Below are 26,292 nucleotides of genomic sequence, written 5' to 3' on the forward strand. Positions count from 1 at the left end.
TACCAACGAGGAGATCGGTTCGTGACGATCCGCGTAGGCATCAACGGATTCGGCCGCATTGGTCGCAACTACTTCCGCGCGCTCCTGGAGCAGGGCGCGGACATCGAGATCGTCGGTGTCAACGACCTGACCGACAACGCCACCCTGGTTCACCTGCTGAAGTACGACACCATCCTGGGTCGTCTCAAGCAGCCCGTCAGCCACACCGACGACAGCATCACGGTCGGCAACCAGACCTTCAAAACGATGGCCGAGCGCGACCCGGCCAACCTCCCGTGGGCCGAGCTCGGCGCCGACATCGTCATCGAGTCGACCGGCATCTTCACCAAGAAGGCCGACGCCGAGAAGCACCTCGCGGCCGGCGCCAAGAAGGTCCTGATCTCGGCGCCCGCCAAGGACGAGGACATCACCATCGTGATGGGCGTCAACCAGGACAAGTACGACGCCGCTCAGCACCACGTCATCTCCAATGCCTCCTGCACCACCAACTGTGTGGCGCCGATGGCGAAGGTTCTCGACGAGAACTTCGGCATCGTCAAGGGCATGATGACCACGGTCCACGCCTACACCAACGACCAGCGCATCCTGGACTTCCCGCACAGCGACCTGCGCCGCGCCCGCGCCGCCGCGGAGAACATCATCCCGACCTCGACGGGTGCCGCCAAGGCCACCGCCCTGGTCCTCCCGCAGCTCAAGGGCAAGCTGGACGGCATCGCGATGCGCGTGCCCGTCCCCACCGGCTCGGTCACCGACCTGGTCCTGGAGCTTGACCGTGAGGTCACCAAGGACGAGATCAACACCGCCTTCCAGAAGGCCGCCGAGGGCCAGCTCAAGGGTGTCCTCGAGTACACCGAGGACCCGATCGTCTCCTCGGACATCGTGAACTTCCCGGCCTCCTGCACCTTCGACTCTCAGTTGACCATGTCGCAGGGCAAGCAGGTCAAGGTCGTCGGCTGGTACGACAACGAGTGGGGCTACTCCAACCGCCTGGTGGACCTGACCACCTTCGTCGGCGGCCAGCTCTGATCCCTGGCTGACGCCCGGGACACCGAGATGTGGGGACGGGGCTCGTGTGACGCGATGAGGCGTCGCACGAGCCCCGTCCCGCGACCGACCGACCCATGTGATGGAGTCATTCCTCATGAAGACGATCGACGACCTCCAGGTAGCCGGTAAGCGGGTCTTTGTCCGCGCCGACCTGAATGTGCCGCTGGACGGCACCACCATCACCGACGACGGCCGGATCCGCGCCGTTGCCCCGACGATCGCCAAGCTCGTCGAGCGCGGCGCCAGGGTGATCGTCGCCTCCCACCTGGGCCGTCCCAAGGGCGCCCCGGACCCGGCCTTCTCGCTGGCTCCCGCCGCCGGGCGACTGGGGGAAATCCTCGGGCAGGACGTGGCGTTCGCGACCGACACGGTCGGTGAGTCCGCCGCGTCCGTGACGGCCGCGCTGGCCGACGGCCAGGTGGCCGTGCTGGAGAACCTTCGCTTCAACGCGGGCGAGACCAGCAAGGACGACGCCGAGCGCGCCGCCTTCGCCGACCGTCTCGCCGCCCTCGCGGACCTGTACGTGGGCGACGGCTTCGGTGCCGTGCACCGCAAGCACGCCTCGGTCTACGACCTGCCCCGGCGCCTTCCGCACGCCGCCGGCGATCTGATCGCCACCGAGGTGCGCGTCCTGAAGAAGCTCACCGAGGACGTCAAGCGCCCCTACGCCGTCGTGCTCGGCGGCGCCAAGGTCTCCGACAAGCTCGCCGTCATCGACCAGCTGATCGAGAAGGCCGACCGCATCCTGGTCGGCGGCGGGATGGCGTACACCTTCCTCAAGGCCAAGGGCCACGAGGTCGGCATCTCGCTGCTCCAGGAAGACCAGGTCCCGGCCTGCCTGGAGTATCTGGCGCGGGCCGAGAAGCGCGGTGTGGAGTTCGTCCTCCCCGTCGACGTCCTGGTGTCGTCCGAGTTCCCGGACCTGAAGACCAAGGCCCCGGCCCACCCCGACATCGTCGCCGCGGACGCCATCCCGGCCGACAAGGAGGGCCTGGACATCGGCCCGAAGACCCGCGAGCTCTACGCCGCGAAGCTCGCCGACGCGGCCACCGTCTTCTGGAACGGCCCGATGGGCGTCTTCGAGCACCCCGACTACGCCGGCGGCACCGAGGCCGTCGCGAAGGGACTGCTGGACTCGGACGCCTTCACCGTCGTCGGCGGTGGTGACTCGGCCGCCGCCGTGCGCCTGCTGGGCTTCGACGAGAATGCATTCGGCCATATTTCGACCGGCGGCGGCGCCAGCCTCGAATACCTCGAAGGCAAGACGCTGCCCGGCCTCGCCGCTCTGGAGGACTGAACAACGTGACTGACCGCACCCCGCTGATGGCGGGCAACTGGAAGATGAACCTCAACCACCTCGAGGCCATCGCCCACGTCCAGAAGCTCGCCTTCGCCCTCGCCGACAAGGACTTCGACGCCGTGGAGGTCGCGGTGCTGCCGCCCTTCACCGACCTGCGTTCGGTGCAGACGCTGGTCGACGGCGACAAGCTCAAGATCAAGTACGGCGCCCAGGACATCTCCGCGCACGACTCCGGTGCCTACACCGGTGAGATCTCCGGCGCGATGCTGGCCAAGCTCAAGTGCGCGTATGTGGCCGTCGGCCACAGCGAGCGCCGCCAGTACCACGGCGAGAACGAAGAGATCTGCAACGCCAAGGTCAAGGCCGCCTTCACGCACGGCATCACCCCGATCCTGTGCGTCGGCGAGGGCCTGGACGTGCGCAAGGCCGGCAACCAGGTCGCGCACACCCTCGCCCAGGTCGACGGCGGTCTGGCGGACGTCCCGGTCGAGCAGGCCGAGACGATCGTGATCGCCTACGAGCCGGTGTGGGCCATCGGCACCGGCGAGGTCGCCACCCCCGAGGACGCGCAGGAGGTCTGCGGTGCCATCCGCGGCCGCCTCGCCGAGCTCTACAGCCAGGAGCTGGCCGACAAGGTCCGCATCCAGTACGGCGGCTCGGTCAAGTCCGGCAACGTCGCCGCGATCATGGCGCAGCCCGACGTCGACGGCGCGCTGATCGGCGGCGCGGCGCTGGACGCGGACGAGTTCGTGAAGATCGTCCGCTTCCGCGACCAGTAGCAGCTATGACGAGGGGGAGCCCTCGTCGTACCCTGTCGGGGCCGGGACCGGTGCAGCAGCACCGCCCCCGGCCCCGCACCCTTTGTTACCGATATCGTGATCCATACCTCCGTCCGTCAGTCCTAGAGAGTTGGTCCAGCCGTGGTCATCGGGTTCTCGATCGCCCTCATCGTCTTCAGCCTGCTGCTGATGATGCTGGTGCTCATGCACAAGGGAAAGGGCGGCGGCCTGTCCGACATGTTCGGTGGCGGCATGCAGTCCTCGGTCGGTGGCTCCTCGGTCGCCGAGCGCAACCTCGACCGCATCACCATCGTGATCGGTCTGCTGTGGTTCGCCTGCATCGTTGTGCTCGGCATCCTGATGAAGCTCAGCAACTGACAATGCGTCGGAGGCGCGGCCTATCATGAGGCAGGCGTCCTCGGACGGGTAACTCCAGCCACTGGACGCGCGTTGGGCCTTACGTAGACTGGGGCGTTCCGCAGCCCAGCTGCTGCGAGAGGCTGTGCAGCACCATGACGCAGGGAGTTACGACCGTGGCAAGTGGCAACGCGATCCGAGGAAGTCGGGTCGGGGCGGGGCCGATGGGGGAGGCCGAGCGCGGCGAGTCCGCGCCGCGTACCCGCATCTCCTTCTGGTGCTCCAACGGGCACGAGACGCAGCCCAGCTTCGCCGGCGACGCGCAGGTTCCGGACACCTGGGACTGCCCGCGCTGTGGTTTCCCGGCAGGCAAGGACCGGGACAGCCCCCCGGACCCGCCGCGCACCGAGCCCTACAAGACCCACCTCGCCTACGTCCGGGAGCGCCGCAGCGACGCCGACGGTGAGGCGATCCTCGCGGAGGCGCTTGCCAAGCTCCGCGGCGAAATCTGACGGATCTGCCAGCTCATCTCGGTCGGCCCGGCCGGAGGGGACCACACACCCCCTCCGGCCGGGCCGACCGCGTTGGTACGCCGTCGCGGGCCTCGCCCGTCGCGCATCCGTTCCGCGGCCGTTCCGCGGCCGTTCCGCGTCCGCTCTGCGGCCTGCCGTACCTGTCACCTGCCGTACCTGTTGCCTGCCGCATCGGCCCTGCCGGGCACATCTGAGGCAGTGGAGGGGGCAGTTGCCCGAGGGTCGCTGTCAGTGGTCGCCCGTACTGTTTTCGTAGGCGCACGAAGCGCACGAGGTGGACGGGGGACGGGGCGGGATGGCACGCAAAAAGGCAGGCGCGGCGGCGGGCACGGGGACGGGGAAGAGCGCGGAGAGGGACCGTGCGGCAGGAGCCGGCGGGCTCATCCGGGGTGGTGGCTTCGGCCGGTTATGCGGCGCCGCCGCCGTTTCCCGCTTCGGTGATGCCCTGCGCGGTACGGCGCTGCCGTTGCTCGCCTACAGCCTGACCGGTTCCCCGCTGTTGATCTCGCTCGTCACCGCCTGCGGCTTCGTTCCCTGGCTGCTTTTCGGGCTGTTGGGCGGCGCGGTGGCCGACCGTGTGGACCAGCGGCGGGCGATGTGGGCGGTCGATGTGCTGCGCGGGCTGCTGATGGCCGGCTTCGCCCTCGCGGTGGCGCTCGACCGGGTGAGCATCGGGCTGCTGCTCGCCCTTTCCTTCGCGCTGACCACCCTTCAGACGCTCTTCGACAACGCCGCCACGGCCCTGCTGCCCGCAGTGGTGCCCCAGGAGAAACTGGGCCTGGCCAACGCGCGCCTGATGACCTGTCAGGAGGTGTCGGGACGCTTCGTCGGCGGGCCGTTCGCTCCGGTGCTCATCGCGCTCGGCGCCGCGCTCCCCTTCCTGGCCGACGCGGTCACCTACTTCCTTGCGGCCGCTCTCGTCGCTTCCCTGCGCACCGGCCCGCCGGCCGCTCGTCCGGCCGTCGCGGGACGCACCCTGCGGCACGACATCGCCGAGGGGATACGGCGGTTGTGGCGCGACCGGGTGCTGCGTGCCCTGTGCCTGTCGGTGGCGCTGGGCAATATCGGCCTCGGCGCCCTGATCGCGACCCTGGTGGTGGTCGTCAAGAGGTGGCTGGGTGCCGGGGATTTCGGCTATGCGGCAGTGACGACCGGGTACGGCATCGGGATGGTGCTGGGCGGCCTCCTCGCACGGCGGGCGATCGCCGCGGCCGGGGGCGGCGGCCGTGCCCTGCTGGTCGCCGGAGTGCTCCAGACCGTGGTGCTGGTGGGTCTCGGGACGCTGCGCTCAGCGGCGGCCGCGGCCGTCTTCCTGGGCCTGTTCGGCTTCGCCTCCATGGTGATCAACGTCTTGGAGGCCACCGTCGTACAACGGCGCAGCCCGGCCGGGATGCTCGGCAGGATCAGCGCCGCCTTCCGTACGGTCTCCGTCGCCGGGACGCCGCTCGGCGCGCTGCTCGGCGGCGCGGTCGCCGGGCTGTACGGTCCCCGCAGCCCGGCGCTGCTGGCCGCCGGGCTGCTGGCCCTGGGCGCGGTTGCGCTGATACCTGTTCTTCAGGCCCCCGACACCCCCTAGCCCGGCGGCGGACGGCTCCCTTCCCCCACTCTCGGCTTCGCTCGAGTGGGAGGTGCCCCCATCGCGCGCTGATCAATTAGGTTGGGAGACGGCGGGGCCGGTACGAGAAGAAGAAGGCTGATGTCCGAGATGAACGCAGAAGGCCGCAGCAGGCTCGATCAGTTGCCTGAGTGGACCGCGCTGAGCAAGCACCGGGAGCAGATGGCGCAGGTGCATCTGCGCGAGCTGTTCGAGCGGGACCCGGGGCGCGCCGAGCGCTACACCCTCCAGGTCGGCGATCTGCACCTGGACTACTCCAAGCATCTGGTCACCGACGAGACGCTGGGGCTGCTGCGCGACCTGGCCGCGGCGCGGGGCGTGGCCGAGCTGCGGGACGCGATGTTCCGCGGGGAGAAGATCAACATCACCGAGCGGCGCTCCGTGCTGCATGTCGCGCTGCGCGCCCCTGCCTCCGAGGCCATCAAGAGCGACGGCGAGAACGTCGTCCCCGGGGTGCACCACGTCCTGACGAGGATGGGCACCTTCGCCGACCGGATCCGCTCCGGCGACTGGAAGGGCCACACCGGCAAGAGGATCAAGACCGTCGTCAACATCGGTATCGGCGGCTCGGACCTGGGCCCGGCGATGGCGTACGAGGCGCTGCGCGCCTTCACCCACCGGGACATGCAGTTCCGCTTCGTCTCCAATGTGGACGGCGCCGATCTGCACGAGGCGGTCCGCGATCTGGACCCGGCCGAGACGCTGTTCATCGTCGCCTCGAAGACCTTCACCACCATCGAGACCATCACCAACGCCACCTCGGCCCGCGACTGGCTGCTGACCGGCCTCGGTGCCGGGACAGAGGCCGTCGCCAAGCACTTCGTGGCGGTGTCGACCAACGCCGGGAAGGTCGCGGAGTTCGGTATCGACACGGACAACATGTTCGAGTTCTGGGACTGGGTCGGCGGCCGCTACTCCTACGACTCCGCCATCGGCCTGTCGCTGATGGTCGCGATCGGCCCGGAGTGCTTCCGCGAGATGCTGGCCGGCTTCCACCTCGTCGACGAGCACTTCCGCAGCGCCCCGCCGGAGGAGAACGCCCCGCTGCTGCTGGGCCTGCTCGGCATCTGGTACGGCAACTTCTGGGACGCGCAGTCGCATGCCGTGCTGCCCTACAGCCACTACCTCTCCAAGTTCACCGCCTATCTGCAGCAGCTGGACATGGAGTCCAACGGCAAGTCCGTGGACCGCGAGGGCCATCGGGTCGGCTGGCAGACCGGCCCCGTCGTCTGGGGCACCCCCGGCACGAACGGCCAGCATGCCTACTACCAGCTGCTCCACCAGGGCACGAAGATGATCCCGGCCGACTTCATCGGCTTCGCCCGGCCGGTCGACGATCTGCAGCCGGGCCTGGTCGCCCAGCACGACCTGCTGATGGCCAACCTGTTCGCCCAGGGCCAGGCGCTGGCGTTCGGCAAGACGCCGGAGGAGGTGCGTGCCGAGGGCGTGGCCGAGGAACTGGTGCCGCACAAGACCTTCCCGGGCAACCGGCCCACCACCACCATCCTGGCCGGTGAACTCAGCCCGTCCGTGCTGGGCCAGTTGATCGCGCTCTACGAGCACAAGGTGTTCGTCCAGGGCGCGGTCTGGCACATCGACTCCTTCGACCAGTGGGGCGTGGAGTTGGGCAAGGTCCTGGCCAAGCGCGTCGAACCGGCCCTGACGGACGGCGCCGAGGTGCCGGGTCTCGGCGCCTCCACGGCCGGCCTGGTCACCAAGTACCGGGAGCTGCGCGGACGTTGATCACCGGGGTCGCCGGGGGCACCGGGGCACCGGGGTCACCGGCGATCTCGCCGATCACTGACACGGCCGGGATCACCGGCAGTGTCGCCCGCTGACCACGGTGACGCCGAAGGCCCCGAGCCCTCCAGGGGATGCCGTTGGTACCAACGACATCTCCCTCAGGGCGCGGGGCCTTCGGTATCGGCTCCTGCTGCGGCGTTCAGGCCGACGCCGGCGGGTAGAGGCCGCGCGGCAGTTGTGCCGCCGCCGCCTCGTCCAGCAGCCACAGGGTCCGGCTGCGGCCGCGTGCACCGGCCGCCGGAGCCTGGACCTCCCCGGCGCCGGAGAGGGCGATCGCCGCGGCGTTGGCCTTGTCCTCACCGGCCGCCAGCAGCCAGACCTCCCGCGCCGCGCGGATCGCGGGCAGGGTCAGCGAGGTACGGGTGGGCGGCGGCTTGGGTGCGCCGTGTACCCCCACCACCGTCCGCTCCTGCTCGTAGACGGCAGGCAGCTCGGGGAAGAGCGAGGCCACATGGGTGTCCGGGCCGACGCCCAGCAGCAGGACGTCGAAGGAGGGCACCGGCCCGTGGTCCTCGGGGCCTGCCGCGGCGGCCAGTTCGGCCGCATACGCCTCGGCGGCGGCGTCGGCGTCCTTGCCGTACGGACCGTCCGACGGGGGCATGGGGTGCACCCGGGCCGGGTCCAGCGGGACGCTGTCCAGCAGCACCTGCCGGGCCTGGGTGTGGTTGCGCTCCGGATCGCCGTCCGGGAGGAACCGCTCGTCGCCCCACCACAGGTCGAGCCGGGACCAGTCCACGGCGTCGCGGGCGGGCGCCTCGGCGAGGGCCGCGAGCAGCCCGTTGCCGTTGCGCCCGCCGGTCAGGACCACGGAGGCGAAACCGCGGGCGGCCTGCGCATCCACGATCTTCGTGATCAGCCGGGCCGCCGCGGCCTTGGCCATCAGCTCCTTGTCGCGGTGGACGACGACCTGTGGAGCGCTCACTTGGCGGCTGCCTTCTTGTTGGCCGCCTTCTTCGCCGCGGGCTTGGCCGGAGCGTCCTTGCCGGCCTCCGGCTCCCCGGTCTTCGGCTCCCCGGCCTTCGCCTCCCCGGCCGACGGCTGCCCGCCGGCGGTGTCGGCGAGCCGGTCCACGCCGTATTTCAGGGCATCGGCGTAGATCTCGTCCGGGTCGAGCCGGCGCAGCTCCTCCGCCAGCAGCTCGGCGGTGTCCCGCCGCTTGAGCGCCACCGCACGGTCGGGCTGGCCGTGGATCGAGAGCGTGGCCAGCGAACCGTCCGGGCGGTCCAGCACGATCGCACCGGTGCCGGACTCCATCCGTGCGGCCGTCAGACCCGGGCCGTCGGACACCTTGCGGGTGACCGGGACCTGCAGCCGGTCGGCCAGCCACATGGCGAGCAGCTCACAGCTGGGGTTGAACTCCTCGCCGGTGACCTCGGCCGAGGTCACCGTGCAGGGTGCCTGGTCGAGCGCCGCCGCCAGCATCGAGCGCCAGGGCGTGATGCGGGCCCAGGCCAGATCGGTGTCACCCGGGGTGTAGGTGTCCGCGCGCGCCGCCAGTTCCTCGATGGGCTGCTCGGCGGCGTAGGCATCGGTCACCCGGCGCTGGGCCAGCGCGCCGAGCGGGTCCTTGGCCGGGTCCAGCGGGGCGTTCACCGCCCACCAGACCACGACCGGCGCGTCCGGCAGCAGCAGCGGGAGCACCACCGACTGGGCGTGGTCGATCACATCGCCGTAGAGCCGGAGTATCACCGTCTCGCCGGTGCCGGCGTCCGTGCCGAGCCGGACCTCGGCGTCGAGGCGGGCCTTGGCGCGGTCGCGCGGCGACCGGCTGACCCGCTTGATGACGACGAGGGTGCGCGAGGGGTGCTCACGGGACGCGTCGTTGGCCGCCTTCAGCGCGTCGTAGGCGTTCTCCTCGTCGGTGACGATGACGAGGGTGAGCACCATGCCTATGGCCGGGGTGCCGATCGCGCGGCGTCCCTCGACCAGCGCCTTGTTGATCTTGCTGGACGTGGTTTCCGTCAAATCGATCTTCATGGCCGACGCCAGCTCCGTCCGTCTCGTGCGAGCATTTCGTCCGCCTCGGCGGGGCCCCAGCTGCCCGCCGGGTACTGCGCGGGCCTGCCGTGCTTGTCCCAGTACTCCTCGATCGGGTCGAGGATCCGCCAGGACTGCTCCACCTCCTCCACACGCGGGAAGAGGTTGGCGTCGCCGAGCAGCACATCGAGGATCAGCCGCTCGTAGGCCTCGGGGCTGGACTCCGTGAAGGACTCGCCGTAGGCGAAGTCCATCGACACGTCCCGTACCTCCATCGAGGTGCCCGGGACCTTGGAGCCGAACCTGACGGTCACGCCCTCGTCCGGCTGCACCCGGATGACCAGGGCGTTCTGCCCCAGCTCCTCGGTGGCGGTGCGGTCGAAGGGGGAGTGCGGGGCGCGCTGGAAGACCACCGCGATCTCGGTGACGCGGCGGCCCAGGCGCTTGCCGGTGCGCAGGTAGAAGGGGACGCCCGCCCAGCGGCGGTTGTCGATCGACAGCTTGATCGCGGCATAGGTGTCGGTCTTCGACTTGGGGTCGATGCCGTCTTCCTGGAGGTAGCCGACGGCCTTCTCGCCGCCCTGCCAGCCCTCCGCGTACTGCGCGCGGACCGTCTCCTTGCCGAGGTCCTTGGGCAGCCGGACCGCGCCCAGCACCTTGGTCTTCTCCGCGACCAGCGCATCCGCCTCGAAGGAGGCGGGCTCCTCCATGGTGGTCAGCGCGAGCAGCTGGAGGAGGTGGTTCTGGATGACGTCACGGGCGGCGCCGATGCCGTCGTAGTAGCCGGCCCGGCCGCCGATGCCGATGTCCTCGGCCATCGTGATCTGGACGTGGTCGACATAGCTGCGGTTCCACAGCGGCTCGAACATCGTGTTGGCGAACCGCAGCGCCAGGATGTTCTGGACCGTCTCCTTGCCCAGGTAGTGGTCGATCCGGAAGACCTCGTGGGGCGGGAAGACCTCGTGGACGATCCGGTTGAGCTCCTGGGCGCTCTCCAGGTTGTGCCCGAAGGGCTTCTCGATGACCGCGCGCCGCCAGGAGTCCTCCTTCTGGTCGGCCAGCCCGTGCTTCTTCAGCTGCTGGACGACCTGGGGGAAGAACTTCGGCGGTACGGACAGGTAGAAGGCGAAGTTGCCGCCGGTGCCCTGGGCCTTGTCGAGCTCGCTTATCGTCTCCTTCAGCGTCTCGAAGGCCTCGTCGTCGTCGAAGTTGCCCTGGACGAAGCGGCAGCCCTGGACCAGCTGCTGCCAGACCTCTTCGCGGAACGGCGTACGGGAGTGCTCCTTGACCGCCGCGTACACCTCCTGCGCGAAGTCCTCGTGTTCCCACTCCCGGCGGGCGAACCCGACGAGCGAGAAACCCGGCGGCAGCAGACCGCGGTTGGCCAGGTCGTAGACGGCGGGCATCAGCTTTTTACGGGACAAATCGCCCGTGACGCCAAAGATCACCAGGCCCGACGGCCCCGCGATACGCGGGAGCCGTCGGTCCAGGGCGTCACGAAGCGGGTTGGCTCCGTGTGCATCAGACAAGAGAGATCAGCCCTCCGAGGGAGCGAGGCGCTTGAGCTCCGCCTCCGTGGACTTGAGCAGGTCGTTCCAGGACGCCTCGAACTTCTCCACGCCCTCGTCCTCCAGGACCTGTACGACCTCGTCGTACGAGATCCCGAGCTTTTCGGTCGCCGCCAGGTCGGCCTTGGCGGCCGCGTAGCCGGCGCGCACGGTGTCACCGGTGATCCGGCCGTGGTCGGCGGTGGCCTCCAGGGTGGCCTCCGGCATGGTGTTGACCGTGCCCGGGGCGACCAGGTCGTCGACGTACAGGGTGTCCTTGTAGGCCGGGTCCTTGACGCCGGTCGAGGCCCACAGCGGACGCTGCTTGTTGGCGCCGGCCTTGTCCAGGGCGGCCCAGCGCTCGGAGGAGAAGACCTCCTCGTACGCCTGGTAGGCCAGCCGGGCGTTGGCCAGCGCGGCCTTGCCCTTGAGGGCCTTGGCCTCGTCCGTGCCCAGCTTCTCCAGGCGCTTGTCGATCTCGGTGTCCACCCGGGACACGAAGAACGACGCGACCGAGCGGATCAGGGACAGGTCCAGGCCCGCGGCCTTGGCCTTCTCCAGGCCCGCCAGGTAGGCGTCCATGACCTCGCGGTAGCGCTCCAGCGAGAAGATCAGGGTGACATTGACGCTGATGCCCAGGCCGATGACCTCGGTGATCGCCGGGAGACCCGCCTTGGTGGCCGGGATCTTGATCAGCGTGTTGGGGCGGTCCACCAGCCAGGCCAGCTGCTTGGCCTCGGCGATGGTCGGGACGGTGTGGTGCGCCAGGCGCGGGTCCACCTCGATGGAGACCCGGCCGTCCTGGCCGCCGGTGGCGTCGAAGACCGGGCGCAGGATGTCGGCGGCGTCGCGGACGTCCGCCGTCGTGATCATGCGGATGGCTTCCTCGACGGTGACCTTGCGGGCGGCGAGGTCGGCGAGCTGCTGCTCGTAGCCGTCGCCCGAGGAGATCGCCTTCTGGAAGATCGACGGGTTCGTCGTGACACCGACGACATGCTGCTGGTCGATCAGCTCGGCGAGGTTGCCGGACGTGATGCGCTTGCGCGACAGGTCGTCCAGCCAGATCGCGACGCCTTCGTCGGAGAGGCGCTTGAGTGCGTCTGTCATGGGTTCTGCATCTCCTACTTGTCGTGTGCGGGCGTCGTCAGCGCGCGGCGGCTTCGACCGATTCGCGGGCGGCGGAGGCGACCGCGTCGGCGGTGAAGCCGAACTCGCGGAACAGGGTCTTGGCATCGGCCGAGGCACCGAAGTGCTCCAGGGACACGATGCGCCCGGCGTCACCGACGAAGCGGTGCCAGGTCAGACCGATGCCGGCCTCGACGGCGACCCGGGCCCTGACGGACGGCGGGAGCACGCTGTCGCGGTAGGCCTGGTCCTGCTGGTCGAACCACTCGACCGACGGCATCGACACCACGCGGGTGGGCACGCCCTCGGCCTGCAGCTGCTCGCGCGCTTCGACGGCGAGCTGCAGCTCGGAGCCGGTACCGATCAGCACGACCTGCGGCGTGACGGTCTTGCCGTCGGCGTCCTCGGCCTCGAACCGGATGTAACCGCCCTTGGCGGTGTTCTCGTCGGCCGGGTACGTCGGCACGCCCTGACGGGTCAGCGCGAGGCCGTGCGGGGCCCCGACGCCGTACTCCTTCGTCCAGCGCTTGAGGATCTCGCGCCAGGCGATGGCGGTCTCGTTGGCGTCGGCCGGACGGACGAGGTTCAGGTTCGGGATGGCGCGCAGCGAGGCCAGGTGCTCGACCGGCTGGTGGGTCGGGCCGTCCTCGCCCAGGCCGATGGAGTCGTGCGTCCACACGTACGTCACCGGCAGGTGCATCAGCGCGGACAGCCGGACGGCGTTGCGCATGTAGTCGGAGAACACCAGGAAGGTGCCGCCGTAGACCCGGGTGTTGCCGTGCAGCGTGATGCCGTTCATCTCCGCGGCCATGGAGTGCTCACGGATACCGAAGTGGATCGTGCGGCCGTACGGGTTCGCGCCCGGCAGCGGGTTGCCCTCGGGCAGGAACGACGAGGTCTTGTCGATCGTGGTGTTGTTCGAGCCCGCGAGGTCGGCGGAGCCGCCCCACAGCTCGGGGATGACCGCACCGAGCGCGTGCAGCACCTTGCCGGACGCGGCGCGGGTGGCCACGGCCTTGCCGGTCTCGAACGAGGGGAGGTGGTCCTCCCAGCCCGCGGGCAGCTCGCCCGCGGCGACCCGGTCGAACTCCGCGGCGTGTCCGGGGTTCGTGGTGCGCCAGTCGGCGAACCTCTTGCCCCACTCCTTCTCCAGGTCACGGCCGCGGTCGAGGGCGGCGCGGGTGTGTGCCAGCACCTCCTCGGGGACCTCGAAGGACTTCTCCGGGTCGAAGCCGAGGACCCGCTTGGTGGCCGCGACCTCCTCCTCGCCCAGCGCCGAGCCGTGCGCGGCCTCGGTGTTCTGGGCGTTGGGGGCCGGCCAGGCGATGATCGAGCGCATCGCGATGAACGACGGGCGCCCGGTCTCGGCCTTGGCCGCCTCGATGGCGTGGTACAGCGCCTCGGGGTCCAGGTCGCCGTTCGCCTTCGGGGCCACCCGCTGCACGTGCCAGCCGTAGGCCTCGTAGCGCTTGCAGGTGTCCTCCGAGACCGCGGTCTCGGTGTCGCCCTCGATCGAGATGTGGTTGTCGTCCCACAGCATGATGAGGTTGCCGAGCTTCTGGTGGCCCGCGAGCGAGGAGGCCTCGGCGGAGATGCCCTCCTGCAGGCAGCCGTCACCGGCGATGGCGTAGATGTGGTGGTCGAAGGGCGAGCTGCCCTCGGGCGCCTCCGGGTCGAACAGACCGCGCTCGTAGCGGGCGGCCATCGCCATGCCCACCGCGTTGGCGACACCCTGGCCCAGCGGGCCGGTGGTGGTCTCCACGCCGGTGGTGTGGCCGTACTCGGGGTGGCCCGGGGTCTTCGAGTCCCAGGTGCGGAACGCCTTCAGATCGTCCAGCTCCAGGCCGTAACCGGCGAGGTAGAGCTGGATGTAGAGGGTCAGGCTGGAGTGGCCGGCGGAGAGGACGAACCGGTCGCGTCCGGTCCAGTTCGCGTCCGCCGGGTCGTGCCGCAGCAGCTTCTGGAAGAGAAGATAGGCGGCCGGAGCCAGGCTCATGGCCGTACCCGGATGGCCGTTACCGACCTTCTGCACGGAATCCATGGCCAGGACACGGACCGTATCCACTGCCCGCTGATCCAGTTCGGTCCACTCGAGGTCTGTGGTGGTCGGCTTGGTGCTCACCCTGAGTCAGGGCTCCTCTCCACATGTCGAATGCCGCGGACGGTATGTCCGCCAGGCGGTGTCGAGCCTACCCCCGCAAGTGCGTGCGTCTTTTCGACGCTCAGTCGGTGTTTTCGGCGCTCAGTCGGTGCGTAGGTGTCACGGTGGCTTGTCGCTTTGGGCAACCACCTCACCACCGGGGGCATTCCCGGCACCGAGGCGACGGCCCTACGCACCAGACTGCCGGGCGGCGGTCGCGTTCGCCTCCCGAACGCCGGGTGGCCACCGGCCAATAGATACGGCGGTGCCCCGTGCCCCGACGTCCAACACGACCCCACCCCCGCGAAGATCGCCTTATGGCCAACGTCTAAAGTGGCGTGGTACGCGCAAGCCCTTCACCGGGTATTCACGGCCGGACGGGCTTGCAGGCCTTATCTCTTCCGCGGCAGAGGCCGCTGATGTTACTTCCAGGGGTGTGCGTGACGGCCGTCGAATCCCGTCCTGTGGGGGCGCTTTCTCCGGTCCCCGGGAGTCCTGGCCATCGGCCGCTCGGGGCCCGCGTCAAGGCGTTCGTGGCGCTGACCAAGCCGCGGGTCATCGAGCTGCTGCTGATGACCACGGTGCCGGTGATGTTCCTGGCGGCCAAGGGTGTGCCGGACCTGACGCTGGTGCTGGTGACCTGCGTCGGCGGATATCTCTCCGCCGGCGGCGCCGCCGCGTTCAACATGTACCTCGACCGCGACATCGACGCGCTGATGGACCGTACGGCCCAGCGGCCGCTGGTCACGGGCATGGTGAGCCCCCGCGAATGCCTGGTCTTCGCGACCGCGCTCGCGGTGGGCTCCACGGCCCTGTTCTGGTTCCTCGTCAACCCGCTGTCGGCGATGCTGTCGCTCGGTGCGCTGCTTTTCTATGTCGTCGTCTACACGATGATCCTCAAGCGGCGGACCTCCCAGAACATCGTCTGGGGCGGCATCGCGGGCTGTATGCCGGTCTTCATCGGCTGGTCGTCGGTGACGAACTCCGTCTCCTGGGCCTCGTTCATCCTCTTCCTCGTCATCTTCTTCTGGACGCCGCCGCATTACTGGCCGCTGTCGATGAAGGTCAAGGACGACTACGAGCGCGTCGGGGTGCCGATGCTGCCGGCCGTCGCGGGCAACAAGGTCGTCGCGCGCCAGATCGTCGCCTACAGCTGGGTGATGGTGGCCGTCTCGCTGCTGCTGCAGCCGCTGGGCTACACGGGCTGGTTCTACACCGCCGTCGCGGTCGTCTGCGGCGCCTTCTGGCTCAAGGAGGCGCACGGTCTGCAGTCCCGCGCCAAGGCCGGGATCACGGGCGCCAAGCTCAAGGAGATGCGGCTGTTCCACTGGTCCATCACCTATGTGTCGCTGCTGTTCGTCGCCGTCGCCGTGGATCCCTTCCTTCGTTGATTACCGATGGGTAGCATGTCGGTATGGCAGACACCCAGCAGGCGGACGAGCAGACGGAGACGGCGGCCGGTGTGAAGGCCGCGGCACGCACCGACAAGAAGGCCGGCAAGCACGCCGACCGGCTCGCCAAGCAGATCCGCGCCTTCGCCGCCACGCACGGCGGCAGCGCCGAGGGCCAGCTCGCGCACATCGGCCGGGGCCGCACCCGGATCGCACTCGTCGGGGCCGACGGCGAGTGGGGCAACCTCGTCGCGGACACCTTCGGCTCCGCCAAGGACGCCGCCGACAAGGCCGGCCTCACGCTCCTCGACGACTTCGACGGCGACCTCGCCGCCAGGGTCCGTACCGGCCGCTACGAGTGGTCCCGGATGGCGGGCATCCAGGTGGGCGGCCCGTCCAACGGCTGACGGCCCGGCGCCCGCGCGCCGTGCGCCGGAGCGCACGCCGGAAGCGGAGCCCGCTACCTCACCACCTCCTCGCCCGTTAAGCCCACCAGGTGCGGCGCTCGGGCCGCGCCCGGCGGGCCTACGGCGAGGAGGAGCGGATGGACGGCCTTCCGCCGCTCATCGATCAGCACAGCCACGGCGCGGTGCACGGTGAGCTCGGTCTCGGCTCCTTCGAGACCCACCTCGCCGCCGCGGCCGGTGCGCACGGCCCGGCCCCCGCGGGCACCAGCTACTTCGACAGCTTCACGGGCCTTGCGATACGCCGCTGGTGCCCGCCGCTGCTCGGCCTGGAACCCCGGTGCCCGCCCGCCCGCTACCTGGCCCGCAGGCGCGAGGTCGGCGCCTACCGGGCCGGCCGTCTGCTGCTGCGCGGCTCGGGCATCGGCACCTTCCTGCTGGAGGCCGGCACCCCCGATGCCCTGACCTCGGCCGGTGAACTCGCCACGGCCGCCGAAGCCGGGGCCCACGAGGTCGTCCGGCTCGAACCGCTCGCCGAGCAGGTCGCCGACACCTCCGGCAGCGTCGACTCCTTCCTCGGCTACACCGCCGAGGCCCTCTACGGCGCGGCCCAGCACGCCACTGCCTTCGCCTCCGGGGCCACCCACTGCGACGGGCACGCGCCTGAAGCGGGAGAGGTACGGCGCGCCGCGGACCGCTGGCTGCGCGGCCGCCGTCCTGGGGAGCGGCTGGGGGAGCCCGTGCTCGTACGGCACCTGTTGTGGAGCGCGGTGGCGACGGGTCTCCCGGTGCAGCTGCACTGCCCCGATCCGCGGCCGCTGGCGGCCTTCCTGCGCGCCACGACCGGCATCGGCTCGGCTCTCGTCCTGCTGCCGCGGGCGCCGCACCACCGGCGGGCGGCGGAACTCGCCGCGGTGCACGCCCATGTGTACGCCGACGCCGGGCCCCGCCCCGCGGACACGCTCGACCGGGCGCCGTTCGGCAAGCTGCTCTTCTCCTCGGGCGCCCGCGGGCTGCCCGAGCTCTATGTGACCGGCGCCCGGTGCTTCCTGCGGGCCATGGGCCGCCTCGTACGGGAGTGGGCCGACGAGGGGCTGTGCGGCGCCGAGGAAGGGCGCCGGATCACCGAGATGGTCGGGTCGGGGACCGCGCGCCGGATCTACCGGCTGAGCGCGGCGGCCGGCTGAGGTTCCGGTGCCTCGTGCCCGTCCGCGGGCACGTCGGAGTCCTCCAGGGGACCGCGGTCGCGCAAGGACAGGCAGACCCGCAGCACACAGAGCCACACCAGGGCCGACCCCAGCATGTGGAAGCCGATGACGATCTCGGGCAGGCCCATGAAGTACTGGACGTAGCCGATGACGCCCTGCAGGCCGAGGCAGGCGAGCAGTTCCAGGACCTTCCGGCGCGGGGCGGCCGGGGCCTTGACGGCCCGCAGGGTGAACCACAGGGCGACGGCCAGGCCGACGACGATGTAGACGAAGTCGACATGGAGCTGGGTGATCTCCTGCCAGTCCAGCGGGATGCGGTGCACCTTCCTGGCGTCACCCGCGTGCGGGCCCGTGCCGGTGACGACCGTGCCGATGACGGTGAGCGCGCCGGTCGCCCCCACCAGCAGCCAGGCCAGCTGCCGCACCGGACGGGCGACCAGCTCGCGCGGTGTCCCGTCGCCCTCGCAGGCGCGCAGCCAGCTCAGCACGGCGACCGTGAGCAGGCCGGTGGCCGCCAGGAAGTGCGAGCTGACGATGTACGGGTTCAGGCCGGTGAGGACCGTGATGCCGCCGACGACGGCGTTGGTCATGACGAGCCAGAACTGCGCCCAGCCCAGGCGGGTGAGCGAGCGGCGCCGGGGGTGGCGGGCGCGGGCGGCGATGATGAACACTCCGACGACCACGCACAGCACATCGGTCAGCATGCGGTTGCTGAACTCGATGATCCCGTTGATGCCCATCGCGGCGGTCGGGGTGAGGCTGTCCGGCGTGCACTTGGGCCAGGTCGAGCAGCCCAGTCCGGACTGGGAGAGCCGGACGGCGCCCCCGGTGACGACGATGATCACGGCCATCACGACGGTGGCCAGCGCGGCCCGTCGCACGAAGGCGGCGGACGGCTGCCAGCGGCGGGCGATCAGCTCGAGGGGATTCAGCGTTTTCGGCACGGGAGACATCGTAGGCGGGTCCTTGTGCAAGTTTTCACGAGGGGTCGTGCCGGGTGGCGGACCGGGCCGGGACCACTCGGCGGCACGGCCGCCCGGCGGCTCACTCCCAGCGGAAGAAGCGGGCCGCCGTGCCCAGTCCCAGCACCGACCAGACCGCCAGGATGCCCAGGTCCCGCCAGGGGATCTGGGCGCCGTGCTGGAGGACGCCGCGCAGTCCGTCGGACAGCGCGGCGATCGGCAGCAGTCCGAGCACGCTCTGTGCGGCCTCGGGGAACTTGTCCAGCGGGACGATCACGCCGCCGCCGACCAGCAGCAGCAGGAACACCAGGTTGGCCGCCGCGAGGGTGGCCTCCGCCTTGAGCGTGCTGGCCATCAGCAGGCCCAGGCCCGAGAAGGCGGCCGTGCCCAGCAGGAGCAGCAGCACCACCGAGAGCGGGTTGCCGTGCGGCGACCAGCCCAGCGCCAGGGCCACGGCCGTCAGCAGCGCGGTCTGCAGCACCTCGGTGACCAGCACCGCGCAGGTCTTGGCGGTCATCAGCCCCCAGCGCGGCAGCGGCGAGACGGCCAGCCGCTTGAGCACGCCGTAGCGCCGTTCGAAGCCGGTCGCGATGGCCTGGCCGGTGAAGGCGGTCGACAGCACGGCGAGCGCCAGGATGCCGGGCGCCAGGAAGTCCACGGAGCTGCCCTTGCCGCCGGCCGTGTCGGTGGGCACCGCGATGATGTCGACGGCGGAGAACAGCACCAGCAGCAGCGTCGGGATGATGACGGTCAGCAGCAGCTGCTCGCCGTTACGCAGCAGCATCCTGGTCTCCAGGGCCGCCTGTGCGCGGATCATCCGGGGCAGCGGGGCGGCACCGGGCCGCGGGGTGAACGTACCGGTGCCGGCGGCGGTGCCGTTTCCGGCCTCCAGGGCGGTCATGCGCGCAGCTCCTTGCCGGTCAGTTCCAAGAAGACGTCCTCCAGGGTGTGCCGCTCGACGGCTATCGCGTCGGGCATCACGCCGTTCTGGGCGCACCAGGAGGCGACGGTGGCCAGCAGCTGCGGGTTGACCTTGCCGTGGACGCGGTAGACGCCGGAGGCCGGTTCGGTGGCGGCGCTGTCGGCGGGCAGCGCCTTGAGGAGCGAGGCGATGTCGAGGCCGGGGCGGCCGGTGAAGCGCAGGCTGTTCTCGGCGCCGCCGCGGCACAGCTCGTCCGGGGTGCCCTGGGCGATCACCCGGCCGCCGTCGATGATCGCGACATCGTCGGCCAGCTGCTCGGCCTCGTCCATGAAGTGGGTGGTCAGCACGGTGCTGACGCCGTCGGCGCGCAGCTCCCGTACGAGGTCCCAGGTGGCGTGCCGGGCCTGCGGGTCGAGGCCGGCCGTCGGCTCGTCGAGGAAGACGAGTTCGGGGCGGCCGACCACGGCCATCGCCAGTGCGAGGCGCTGCTGCTGGCCGCCGGACAGCCGCCGGTAGGGCGTCCGGCCGCAGCTGCCCAGGCCGAGCCGGTCGATGAGCCCGCCGACGTCGAGGGGGTGGGCGTGCAGGGTGGCGGTGTGCCGCAGCATCTCCTCCGCCTTGGCGCCCGCGTAGACGCCGCCGGACTGCAGCATCACGCCGATCCGCGGCCGCAGCGCGGCGGCCTCGGCGACCGGGTCCAGACCCAGGACCCGGACCCGGCCGGCGTCCGGGCGGCGGTAGCCCTCGCAGGTCTCGACCGTGGTGGTCTTGCCGGCGCCGTTCGGGCCGAGCACGGCGGTCACCGCGCCGCGTGCGACGGTCAGGTCGAGGCCGTCCACGGCGGTCTTGGTCCCGTATCGCTTGACCAGGCCGACGATCTCGACGGCAGGCTCTCGTCCGGGGGGCCGGGGGGCGCCCCCCGGGGAGGTGCTGGGCATGGCGGGCAGTCTACGGAGAGTGGCGGGGGGCTCTTCAACGGGGGCGTCGGTGCTTTTCCGTGCTTTTCCGCGCCCGGGTACGCGAACGGCGGTGTGCGGCCCTGCCGGTTTCACCGCTCCGCGCGCCCCGGTGCGCCCCACCGGGTGGGACCGCCCTGTCGCAGGTCGGCGGCGCTTCGGGGCGCGGAAGGTACTTGAATTTAGGGCAGCCTAAGTGATAGAGGCCACCCGTCCGTGATCCGGACGAGGCTTGTATCGCTTCGGCGAATTACGCAACAATGACGTTGTGAAATACGCGAGCGAGGATCAGGAAGGGCCCGCGGTCGACCCGACCGCAGGGCCGGCCGCCTCCGCGCCCGAGCAGGCTGAGCAGCGCGCGCCGGACGCCGCGCCCGCCCCGGCGCCGCACGACGAAGCGCAGGGCACCCGCAACCGGGTCGCCCGCTCCATCCTCGACCACGGTCCGTCCACCGCGGCCGAGCTGGCCCTGCGGCTGCGGCTGACCCAGGCCGCGGTGCGCCGGCATCTGGACGCGCTGGCCGCCGAAGGTGTCGTCGAGCCCCGTGAGAAGCGGGTCTACGGCGCGCGTGGCCGCGGCCGCCCGGCGAAGTCCTTCGCCCTCACCGACTGCGGGCGGGACGCCTTCGACCAGGCCTACGACCAGCTCGCCTCCGATGCGCTGCGCTGGATCGCGCAGAGCGCGGGAGGCGGCGAGCAGGGCGAGGCCGCCGTAGCGGCATTCGCCCGCGCGCGGTTCGCCGCCCAGGCCGAGGGCTACCGCAAGGCGGTCGAGAGCGCGGAGCCACAGGCCCGTACCGAGGCCCTGGCGAAGGCATTGACCGCGGACGGGTACGCTGCTACGGCGCGCAGCGCCCCCAATCCCCAGCTCGGTGAGCAGCTCTGCCAGCACCACTGCCCGGTCGCCCATGTCGCCGAGCAGTACCCGCAGCTGTGCGAGGCGGAGACCGAGGTCTTCTCCCGTTTGCTCGGGACCCACGTACAGCGGCTCGCCACCATCGCCCACGGCGACGGGGTGTGCACGACCTTCGTCCCGAAGGCCGGTGCCGGCAAGGCCGCGCACAGCACCGCACGCACCAGCAAGACCACCACAGCATCTGCAAGCACGGCCGGGAGGAACCCCGCATGACGCTCCCCACGGAGACTGCTCACCCCGAGCTCGAGGGCCTGGGCAAGTACGAATACGGCTGGGCCGACTCCGACGTGGCCGGCGCTTCCGCGAAGCGCGGTCTCTCCGAGGCCGTCGTCCGCGACATCTCGGCGAAGAAGAACGAGCCGGAGTGGATGCTCAAGCTCCGCCTCAAGGGCCTGAAGCTGTTCGACAAGAAGCCCATGCCGAACTGGGGCTCGGACCTGTCGGGCATCGACTTCGACAACATCAAGTACTTCGTCCGCTCCACGGAGCAGCAGGCCGCCTCCTGGGAGGACCTGCCCGAGGACATCAAGAACACCTACGACAAGCTCGGCATCCCCGAGGCGGAGAAGCAGCGCCTGGTCGCCGGTGTCGCGGCCCAGTACGAGTCCGAGGTCGTCTACCACCAGATCCGTGAGGACCTGGAGGAGCAGGGCGTCCTGTTCCTGGACACCGACACCGCGCTCAAGGAGCACCCGGAGCTCTTCCAGGAGTACTTCGGCACGGTCATCCCGGTCGGCGACAACAAGTTCGCGTCGCTGAACACCGCGGTGTGGTCCGGCGGCTCGTTCATCTACGTCCCCAAGGGTGTCCACGTCGACATCCCGCTGCAGGCCTACTTCCGGATCAACACCGAGAACATGGGCCAGTTCGAGCGGACGCTGATCATCGTCGACGAGGACGCCTACGTCCACTACGTCGAGGGCTGCACGGCGCCGATCTACAAGTCGGACTCGCTGCACTCCGCGGTCGTCGAGATCATCGTGAAGAAGGGCGGCCGCTGCCGCTACACGACCATCCAGAACTGGTCGAACAATGTCTACAACCTGGTGACCAAGCGCGCCGTCGCCTACGAGGGCGCGACCATGGAGTGGGTCGACGGCAACCTCGGCTCCAAGGTGACGATGAAGTACCCGGCGGTCTACCTCATGGGCGAGCACGCCAAGGGCGAGACCCTGTCCATCGCCTTCGCGGGCGAGGGCCAGCACCAGGACGCCGGTTCCAAGATGGTCCACATGGCGCCGAACACCTCCTCCAACATCGTCTCCAAGTCGGTGGCGCGAGGCGGCGGCCGGACCTCCTACCGCGGTCTGGTCGAGATCGGCGAGGGTGCCGCGGGCTCCAAGTCCAACGTGCTGTGTGACGCCCTCCTGGTGGACACCATCTCGCGCTCGGACACCTACCCCTACGTCGACGTCCGCGAGGACGACGTCTCCATGGGCCACGAGGCGACCGTCTCCAAGGTCAGCGAGGACCAGCTCTTCTACCTGATGGCCCGCGGCCTGACGGAGTTCGAGGCCATGGCGATGATCGTGCGCGGCTTCGTCGAGCCGATCGCCCGTGAGCTGCCGATGGAGTACGCGCTGGAGCTGAACCGGCTGATCGAGCTGCAGATGGAAGGCGCGGTCGGCTGACGGCCGGCCACCAGGCAGCAACGGATTCACGAGGCAGCGTCCTCTTCAAGAAAGCGAGCTAGACGACAGCCATGGCTGAGGCTCAGAACTCCCCCTCTCTCGGCTCCGCTCGAGCGGGGGGACCCCCACCGGCAGGCTCCACGACCACCGGCTCTCTCGCGGTGGCCGCGGAGTCCACCGTCGCCACCCGGATGAGCGCCCCGCCGTCCTACGACGTGGCGGACTTCCCGGTGCCGCACGGCCGCGAGGAGGAGTGGCGCTTCACGCCCCTCGCGCGCCTCAAGGGCCTGCACGACGGCAGCGCCGAGGCGGGCGGTCCCGACCTGAAGATCGACATCGCCGCTCCGGAGGGTGTCACGCACGAGCTGGTCGACCGTGACGACCCGCGGGTCGGCAAGGCCGGCACGCCCGTCGACCGGGTCGCCGCCCAGGCGTACAGCTCGTTCGAGAAGGCGTCGGTGATCTCGGTCCCCAAGGAGGCCCAGCTCTCCGAGCCGATCCGGATCACCGTCCACGGCGAGGGCGGCACGGCCTACGCCCACCAGGTCATCGAGCTCGGCGCGTTCGCCGAGGCGGTCGTGGTCATCGACCACACCGGTGACGCGGTGCTCGCCGCCAATGTCGACTACCTCCTCGGTGACGGCGCCAAGCTGACCGTCGTCTCCGTCCAGGACTGGGACGACCGGGCCGTCCACACCGGGCAGCACAACGCCCTGGTCGGCCGGGACGCCGGCTTCAAGTCCGTGATCGTCACCTTCGGCGGCGACCTCGTCCGGCTGCACCCGCGCGTCACCTACGCGGGCCCCGGCGGCGAGGCCGAGTTCTACGGTCTGTACTTCACCGAGCAGGGCCAGCACCACGAGCACCGGCTCTTCGTCGACCACGAGGCGTCCAACTGCCGCTCCCACGTCGTCTACAAGGGCGCACTGCAGGGCGACGACGCGCACGCCGTGTGGATCGGCGACGTGCTGATCCGCGCCTCGGCCACCGGCACCGACACCTACGAGCTCAACCGCAACCTCGTCCTCACGGACGGCGCGCGGGTCGACTCGGTCCCCAACCTGGAGATCGAGACCGGCGAGATCGTCGGCGCCGGCCACGCCTCGGCGACCGGCCGCTTCGACGACGAGCAGCTCTTCTACCTCATGGCCCGCGGCATCCCGGCCGACGAGGCCCGCCGGCTGGTCGTCCGCGGCTTCTTCGCCGAGCTGGTCCAGCAGATCGGCCTCCCGGACGTCGAAGAGCGCCTGATGAGCAAGATCGAGGCCGAGCTGGAAGCGTCCGCGGCATGACCTACGTACGCGCAGCGGCGCTGAGCGAGCTGGAGGAGGACACCCCCAAGCGGGTGGAACTCGACGGCACGCCCGTTTCCCTGGTCCGCACCGAGGGCGAGGTGTTCGCGATCAACGACATCTGCTCGCACGCCAACGTCTCCCTCTCCGAGGGGGAGGTCGAGGACTGCTCGATCGAGTGCTGGCTGCACGGTTCGAGCTTCGACCTGCGCACCGGCAAGCCGAGCGGCCTTCCCGCGACGCGCCCCGTCCCCGTATACCCCGTCAAGATCGAAGGGGACGACGTGCTCGTCTCCGTCACCCAGGAGTCCTGAGTTCCCCATGGCAACGCTTGAGATCCACGACCTGCACGTCTCCGTCGAGGCCGAGAACGGCCCGCGCGAGATCCTGAAGGGCGTCGACCTGACCGTGAAGCAGGGCGAGACGCACGCCATCATGGGCCCCAACGGCTCCGGCAAGTCGACCCTCGCCTACTCCCTCGCGGGTCACCCCAAGTACACGATCACCGGTGGCACCGTCACCCTCGACGGCGAGAACGTCCTGGAGATGTCCGTCGACGAGCGCGCCCGTGCCGGCGTCTTCCTCGCCATGCAGTACCCGGTCGAGGTGCCCGGCGTCTCGGTCTCCAACTTCCTGCGCACCTCCGCGACCGCGATCCGCGGCGAGGCCCCCAAGCTGCGGCTGTGGGTCAAGGAGGTCAAGGAGGCCATGGAGCGCCTGCAGATGGACCCCTCCTTCGCCGAGCGCAACGTCAACGAGGGCTTCTCCGGCGGTGAGAAGAAGCGCCACGAGATCCTTCAGCTGGAGCTGCTGAAGCCCGCCATCGCGATCCTCGACGAGACCGACTCCGGTCTGGACGTCGACGCGCTGCGCACGGTCTCCGAGGGCGTCAACCGCGTCCGCGAGACCGGCGAGGTCGGCACCCTGCTGATCACCCACTACACGCGCATCCTGCGCTACATCAAGCCCGACCACGTCCACGTCTTCGCCAACGGCCGCATCGCCGAGTCCGGCGGCGCCGAGCTCGCCGACAAGCTGGAGGCCGAGGGCTACGAGGCTTACACGAAGGGTGGCGCAACCGCGTGACACAGCTGCCGGGCCTCCTCGACACCGAGGCGATCCGTAAGGACTTCCCCATCCTGGATCGTCAGATCCACGACGGGAAGAAGGTCGTGTACCTGGACAACGCGGCGACCTCGCAGAAGCCGCGTCAGGTCCTCGACGCCCTGAACGCCTACTACGAACGTCACAACGCCAACGTCCACCGCGGCGTGCATGTGCTCGCCGAGGAGGCCACGGCGCTGTACGAGGGCGCGCGGGACAAGGTCGCCGCCTTCATCAACGCCCCGAGCCGCGATGAGGTGATCTTCACCAAGAACGCCTCGGAGTCGCTCAACCTCGTGGCCAACATGCTCGGCTGGGCCGAAGAGCCCTACCGCGTGGACCGCGAGACCGAGATCGTCATCACGGAGATGGAGCACCACTCCAACATCGTGCCGTGGCAGCTGCTCTCGCAGCGCACCGGCGCGAAGCTGAAGTGGTTCGGCATCACCGACGACGGACGTCTCGACCTGTCCAACATCGACGAGATCATCACGGAGCAGACGAAGATCGTCTCCTTCACGCTGGTCTCCAACATCATGGGCACCATCAACCCGGTCGAGACGATCATCCGCCGCGCCCAGGAGGTCGGCGCGCTGGTCTGCATCGACGCCTCGCAGGCCGCCCCGCACATGGTGCTGGACGTCCAGGCGCTGCAGGCCGACTTCGTGGCCTTCACCGGCCACAAGATGTGCGGCCCGACCGGCATCGGTGTGCTGTGGGGCCGCCAGGAGCTGCTGGAGGACCTCCCGCCGTTCCTCGGCGGCGGCGAGATGATCGAGACCGTCTCGATGCACTCCTCGACCTATGCGCCCGCGCCGCACAAGTTCGAGGCCGGTACGCCCCCGATCGCCCAGGCCGTCGGCCTCGGTGCGGCCGTGGACTACCTCACCTCGATCGGCATGGACAACATCGCCGCGCATGAGCACGCGATCACCGAGTACGCCGTCAAGCGGCTGCTGGAGGTCCCCGACCTGCGCATCATCGGCCCGAGCACGGCCGAGGACCGCGGGGCGACGCTCTCCTTCACGCTCGGTGACATCCATCCGCACGACGTCGGCCAGGTGCTGGACGAACAGGGCATAGCGGTCCGCGTGGGTCACCACTGCGCACGGCCGGTCTGCCTGCGCTTCGGAATTCCTGCGACCACGCGAGCGTCGTTCTATCTGTACTCCACCCCGGCCGAGGTCGACGCCCTGGTCGAGGGCCTGGAGCACGTCCGCAACTTCTTCGGTTAAGAAGACCCAGCCGGTTAACAAGCACAGCGGATGAGGACGAGGACTGAC

The 26,292-nt window shown here is 70.1% G+C and carries 24 protein-coding genes; 16 read left to right on the forward strand and 8 right to left on the reverse strand.

All coding sequences use genetic code 11. The features are described 5' to 3' along the window. The first annotated feature begins 21 nt into the window (after nucleotides 1-21). From gap to pgi, 7 genes are all read left to right on the forward strand, one after another. Nucleotides 22-1,026, forward strand: a complete 1,005-nt coding sequence (gene gap / locus D9V36_RS32920; protein ID WP_129296974.1) for a type I glyceraldehyde-3-phosphate dehydrogenase — start codon at nucleotides 22-24, stop codon at nucleotides 1,024-1,026. A gap of 115 nt (nucleotides 1,027-1,141) precedes the next feature. Continuing rightward, nucleotides 1,142-2,344 carry a phosphoglycerate kinase gene (locus D9V36_RS32925; RefSeq protein ID WP_129296975.1) on the forward strand — a complete coding sequence of 401 codons (1,203 nt, stop codon included), beginning with the start codon at nucleotides 1,142-1,144 and terminating at the stop codon, nucleotides 2,342-2,344. Nucleotides 2,345-2,349: 5 nt separating this feature from the next. Beyond that, nucleotides 2,350-3,126 carry a triose-phosphate isomerase gene (tpiA, locus tag D9V36_RS32930; RefSeq protein ID WP_129296976.1) on the forward strand — a complete coding sequence of 259 codons (777 nt, stop codon included), beginning with the start codon at nucleotides 2,350-2,352 and terminating at the stop codon, nucleotides 3,124-3,126. Nucleotides 3,127-3,267: 141 nt separating this feature from the next. Beyond that, the gene (secG, locus tag D9V36_RS32935; RefSeq protein WP_042161713.1) at nucleotides 3,268-3,504 is read left to right on the forward strand and encodes a preprotein translocase subunit SecG; all 237 of its coding nucleotides are present in this window, start codon (nucleotides 3,268-3,270) and stop codon (nucleotides 3,502-3,504) included. 155 nt (nucleotides 3,505-3,659) lie between these two features. Continuing rightward, nucleotides 3,660-3,995, forward strand: a complete 336-nt coding sequence (locus D9V36_RS32940) for an RNA polymerase-binding protein RbpA (RefSeq protein ID WP_006606296.1) — start codon at nucleotides 3,660-3,662, stop codon at nucleotides 3,993-3,995. A gap of 316 nt (nucleotides 3,996-4,311) precedes the next feature. Continuing rightward, a complete protein-coding gene (locus tag D9V36_RS32945) occupies nucleotides 4,312-5,592 on the forward strand; it encodes an MFS transporter (protein WP_129296977.1) in 1,281 nt (426 codons plus the stop codon). 129 nt (nucleotides 5,593-5,721) lie between these two features. Next, nucleotides 5,722-7,374, forward strand: coding sequence for a glucose-6-phosphate isomerase (pgi, locus tag D9V36_RS32950; protein WP_129298847.1), 1,653 nt, complete (start codon nucleotides 5,722-5,724; stop codon nucleotides 7,372-7,374). Between the two features lie 199 nt (nucleotides 7,375-7,573). Here pgi and pgl read toward each other — a convergent pair whose 3' ends face one another. The 5 genes from pgl to tkt are packed head-to-tail and all read right to left on the reverse strand — an operon-like array spanning nucleotide 7,574 to nucleotide 14,205. Next, nucleotides 7,574-8,356 (reverse strand): 6-phosphogluconolactonase, encoded by a 783-nt coding sequence (gene pgl / locus D9V36_RS32955; RefSeq protein ID WP_129296978.1) that lies wholly within the window; start codon nucleotides 8,354-8,356, stop codon nucleotides 7,574-7,576. Further along, on the reverse strand, nucleotides 8,353-9,411 hold the full coding sequence (gene opcA / locus D9V36_RS32960) for a glucose-6-phosphate dehydrogenase assembly protein OpcA (protein ID WP_129296979.1): 1,059 nt from the start codon (nucleotides 9,409-9,411) through the stop codon (nucleotides 8,353-8,355). Before opcA ends, pgl begins: the two co-directional genes overlap by 4 nt. Beyond that, nucleotides 9,408-10,940 carry a glucose-6-phosphate dehydrogenase gene (gene zwf, locus D9V36_RS32965; RefSeq protein ID WP_129296980.1) on the reverse strand — a complete coding sequence of 511 codons (1,533 nt, stop codon included), beginning with the start codon at nucleotides 10,938-10,940 and terminating at the stop codon, nucleotides 9,408-9,410. The genes opcA and zwf overlap by 4 nt, the downstream gene beginning before the upstream one ends. A gap of 6 nt (nucleotides 10,941-10,946) precedes the next feature. After that, on the reverse strand, nucleotides 10,947-12,065 hold the full coding sequence (gene tal / locus D9V36_RS32970; RefSeq protein ID WP_129296981.1) for a transaldolase: 1,119 nt from the start codon (nucleotides 12,063-12,065) through the stop codon (nucleotides 10,947-10,949). Nucleotides 12,066-12,102: 37 nt separating this feature from the next. After that, on the reverse strand, nucleotides 12,103-14,205 hold the full coding sequence (gene tkt, locus D9V36_RS32975) for a transketolase (protein WP_129296982.1): 2,103 nt from the start codon (nucleotides 14,203-14,205) through the stop codon (nucleotides 12,103-12,105). A 452-nt stretch (nucleotides 14,206-14,657) separates the two neighbouring features. Here tkt and D9V36_RS32980 point away from each other — a divergent pair, with 452 nt between their 5' ends. From D9V36_RS32980 to D9V36_RS32990, 3 genes are all read left to right on the forward strand, one after another. After that, nucleotides 14,658-15,614 (forward strand): heme o synthase, encoded by a 957-nt coding sequence (locus D9V36_RS32980; RefSeq protein ID WP_129298848.1) that lies wholly within the window; start codon nucleotides 14,658-14,660, stop codon nucleotides 15,612-15,614. Between the two features lie 23 nt (nucleotides 15,615-15,637). After that, nucleotides 15,638-16,021, forward strand: a complete 384-nt coding sequence (locus D9V36_RS32985; RefSeq protein ID WP_129296983.1) for a hypothetical protein — start codon at nucleotides 15,638-15,640, stop codon at nucleotides 16,019-16,021. 137 nt (nucleotides 16,022-16,158) lie between these two features. After that, nucleotides 16,159-17,205, forward strand: coding sequence for an amidohydrolase (locus tag D9V36_RS32990; RefSeq protein WP_129298849.1), 1,047 nt, complete (start codon nucleotides 16,159-16,161; stop codon nucleotides 17,203-17,205). Here D9V36_RS32990 and D9V36_RS32995 read toward each other — a convergent pair. From D9V36_RS32995 to D9V36_RS33005, 3 genes are all read right to left on the reverse strand, one after another. Next, the gene (locus D9V36_RS32995; RefSeq protein ID WP_129296984.1) at nucleotides 17,178-18,170 is read right to left on the reverse strand and encodes a COX15/CtaA family protein; all 993 of its coding nucleotides are present in this window, start codon (nucleotides 18,168-18,170) and stop codon (nucleotides 17,178-17,180) included. The two genes, D9V36_RS32990 and D9V36_RS32995, sit on opposite strands and share 28 nt — an antisense overlap. Before the next feature lie 100 nt (nucleotides 18,171-18,270). Further along, complete coding sequence (locus D9V36_RS33000; RefSeq protein WP_129296985.1) at nucleotides 18,271-19,089, reverse strand: ABC transporter permease; 819 nt, start codon at nucleotides 19,087-19,089, stop codon at nucleotides 18,271-18,273. After that, the gene (locus tag D9V36_RS33005) at nucleotides 19,086-20,048 is read right to left on the reverse strand and encodes an ABC transporter ATP-binding protein (RefSeq protein ID WP_129296986.1); all 963 of its coding nucleotides are present in this window, start codon (nucleotides 20,046-20,048) and stop codon (nucleotides 19,086-19,088) included. The genes D9V36_RS33000 and D9V36_RS33005 overlap by 4 nt, the downstream gene beginning before the upstream one ends. A 286-nt stretch (nucleotides 20,049-20,334) precedes the next feature. Here D9V36_RS33005 and D9V36_RS33010 point away from each other — a divergent pair, with 286 nt between their 5' ends. The 6 genes from D9V36_RS33010 to D9V36_RS33035 all read left to right on the forward strand — a co-directional run bounded on the left by D9V36_RS33010 (nucleotide 20,335) and on the right by D9V36_RS33035 (nucleotide 26,244). Further along, complete coding sequence (locus D9V36_RS33010) at nucleotides 20,335-21,195, forward strand: helix-turn-helix transcriptional regulator (RefSeq protein WP_129296987.1); 861 nt, start codon at nucleotides 20,335-20,337, stop codon at nucleotides 21,193-21,195. After that, a complete protein-coding gene (gene sufB / locus D9V36_RS33015; protein WP_129296988.1) occupies nucleotides 21,192-22,613 on the forward strand; it encodes a Fe-S cluster assembly protein SufB in 1,422 nt (473 codons plus the stop codon). Before D9V36_RS33010 ends, sufB begins: the two co-directional genes overlap by 4 nt. Nucleotides 22,614-22,684: 71 nt before the next feature. After that, nucleotides 22,685-23,905 carry a Fe-S cluster assembly protein SufD gene (gene sufD / locus D9V36_RS33020; RefSeq protein ID WP_129296989.1) on the forward strand — a complete coding sequence of 407 codons (1,221 nt, stop codon included), beginning with the start codon at nucleotides 22,685-22,687 and terminating at the stop codon, nucleotides 23,903-23,905. Beyond that, nucleotides 23,902-24,219: a non-heme iron oxygenase ferredoxin subunit gene (locus D9V36_RS33025; RefSeq protein ID WP_030086270.1), complete on the forward strand. Its 318-nt coding sequence runs from the start codon at nucleotides 23,902-23,904 to the stop codon at nucleotides 24,217-24,219. Before sufD ends, D9V36_RS33025 begins: the two co-directional genes overlap by 4 nt. 7 nt (nucleotides 24,220-24,226) lie before the next feature. Further along, on the forward strand, nucleotides 24,227-24,991 hold the full coding sequence (gene sufC / locus D9V36_RS33030; RefSeq protein ID WP_129279797.1) for a Fe-S cluster assembly ATPase SufC: 765 nt from the start codon (nucleotides 24,227-24,229) through the stop codon (nucleotides 24,989-24,991). Then, nucleotides 24,988-26,244, forward strand: coding sequence for a cysteine desulfurase (locus D9V36_RS33035; RefSeq protein ID WP_129296990.1), 1,257 nt, complete (start codon nucleotides 24,988-24,990; stop codon nucleotides 26,242-26,244). The genes sufC and D9V36_RS33035 overlap by 4 nt, the downstream gene beginning before the upstream one ends. Nucleotides 26,245-26,292 lie beyond the last annotated feature (48 nt).

Source organism: Streptomyces lydicus, assembly GCF_004125265.1.
GTDB lineage: Bacteria > Actinomycetota > Actinomycetes > Streptomycetales > Streptomycetaceae > Streptomyces > Streptomyces lydicus_C.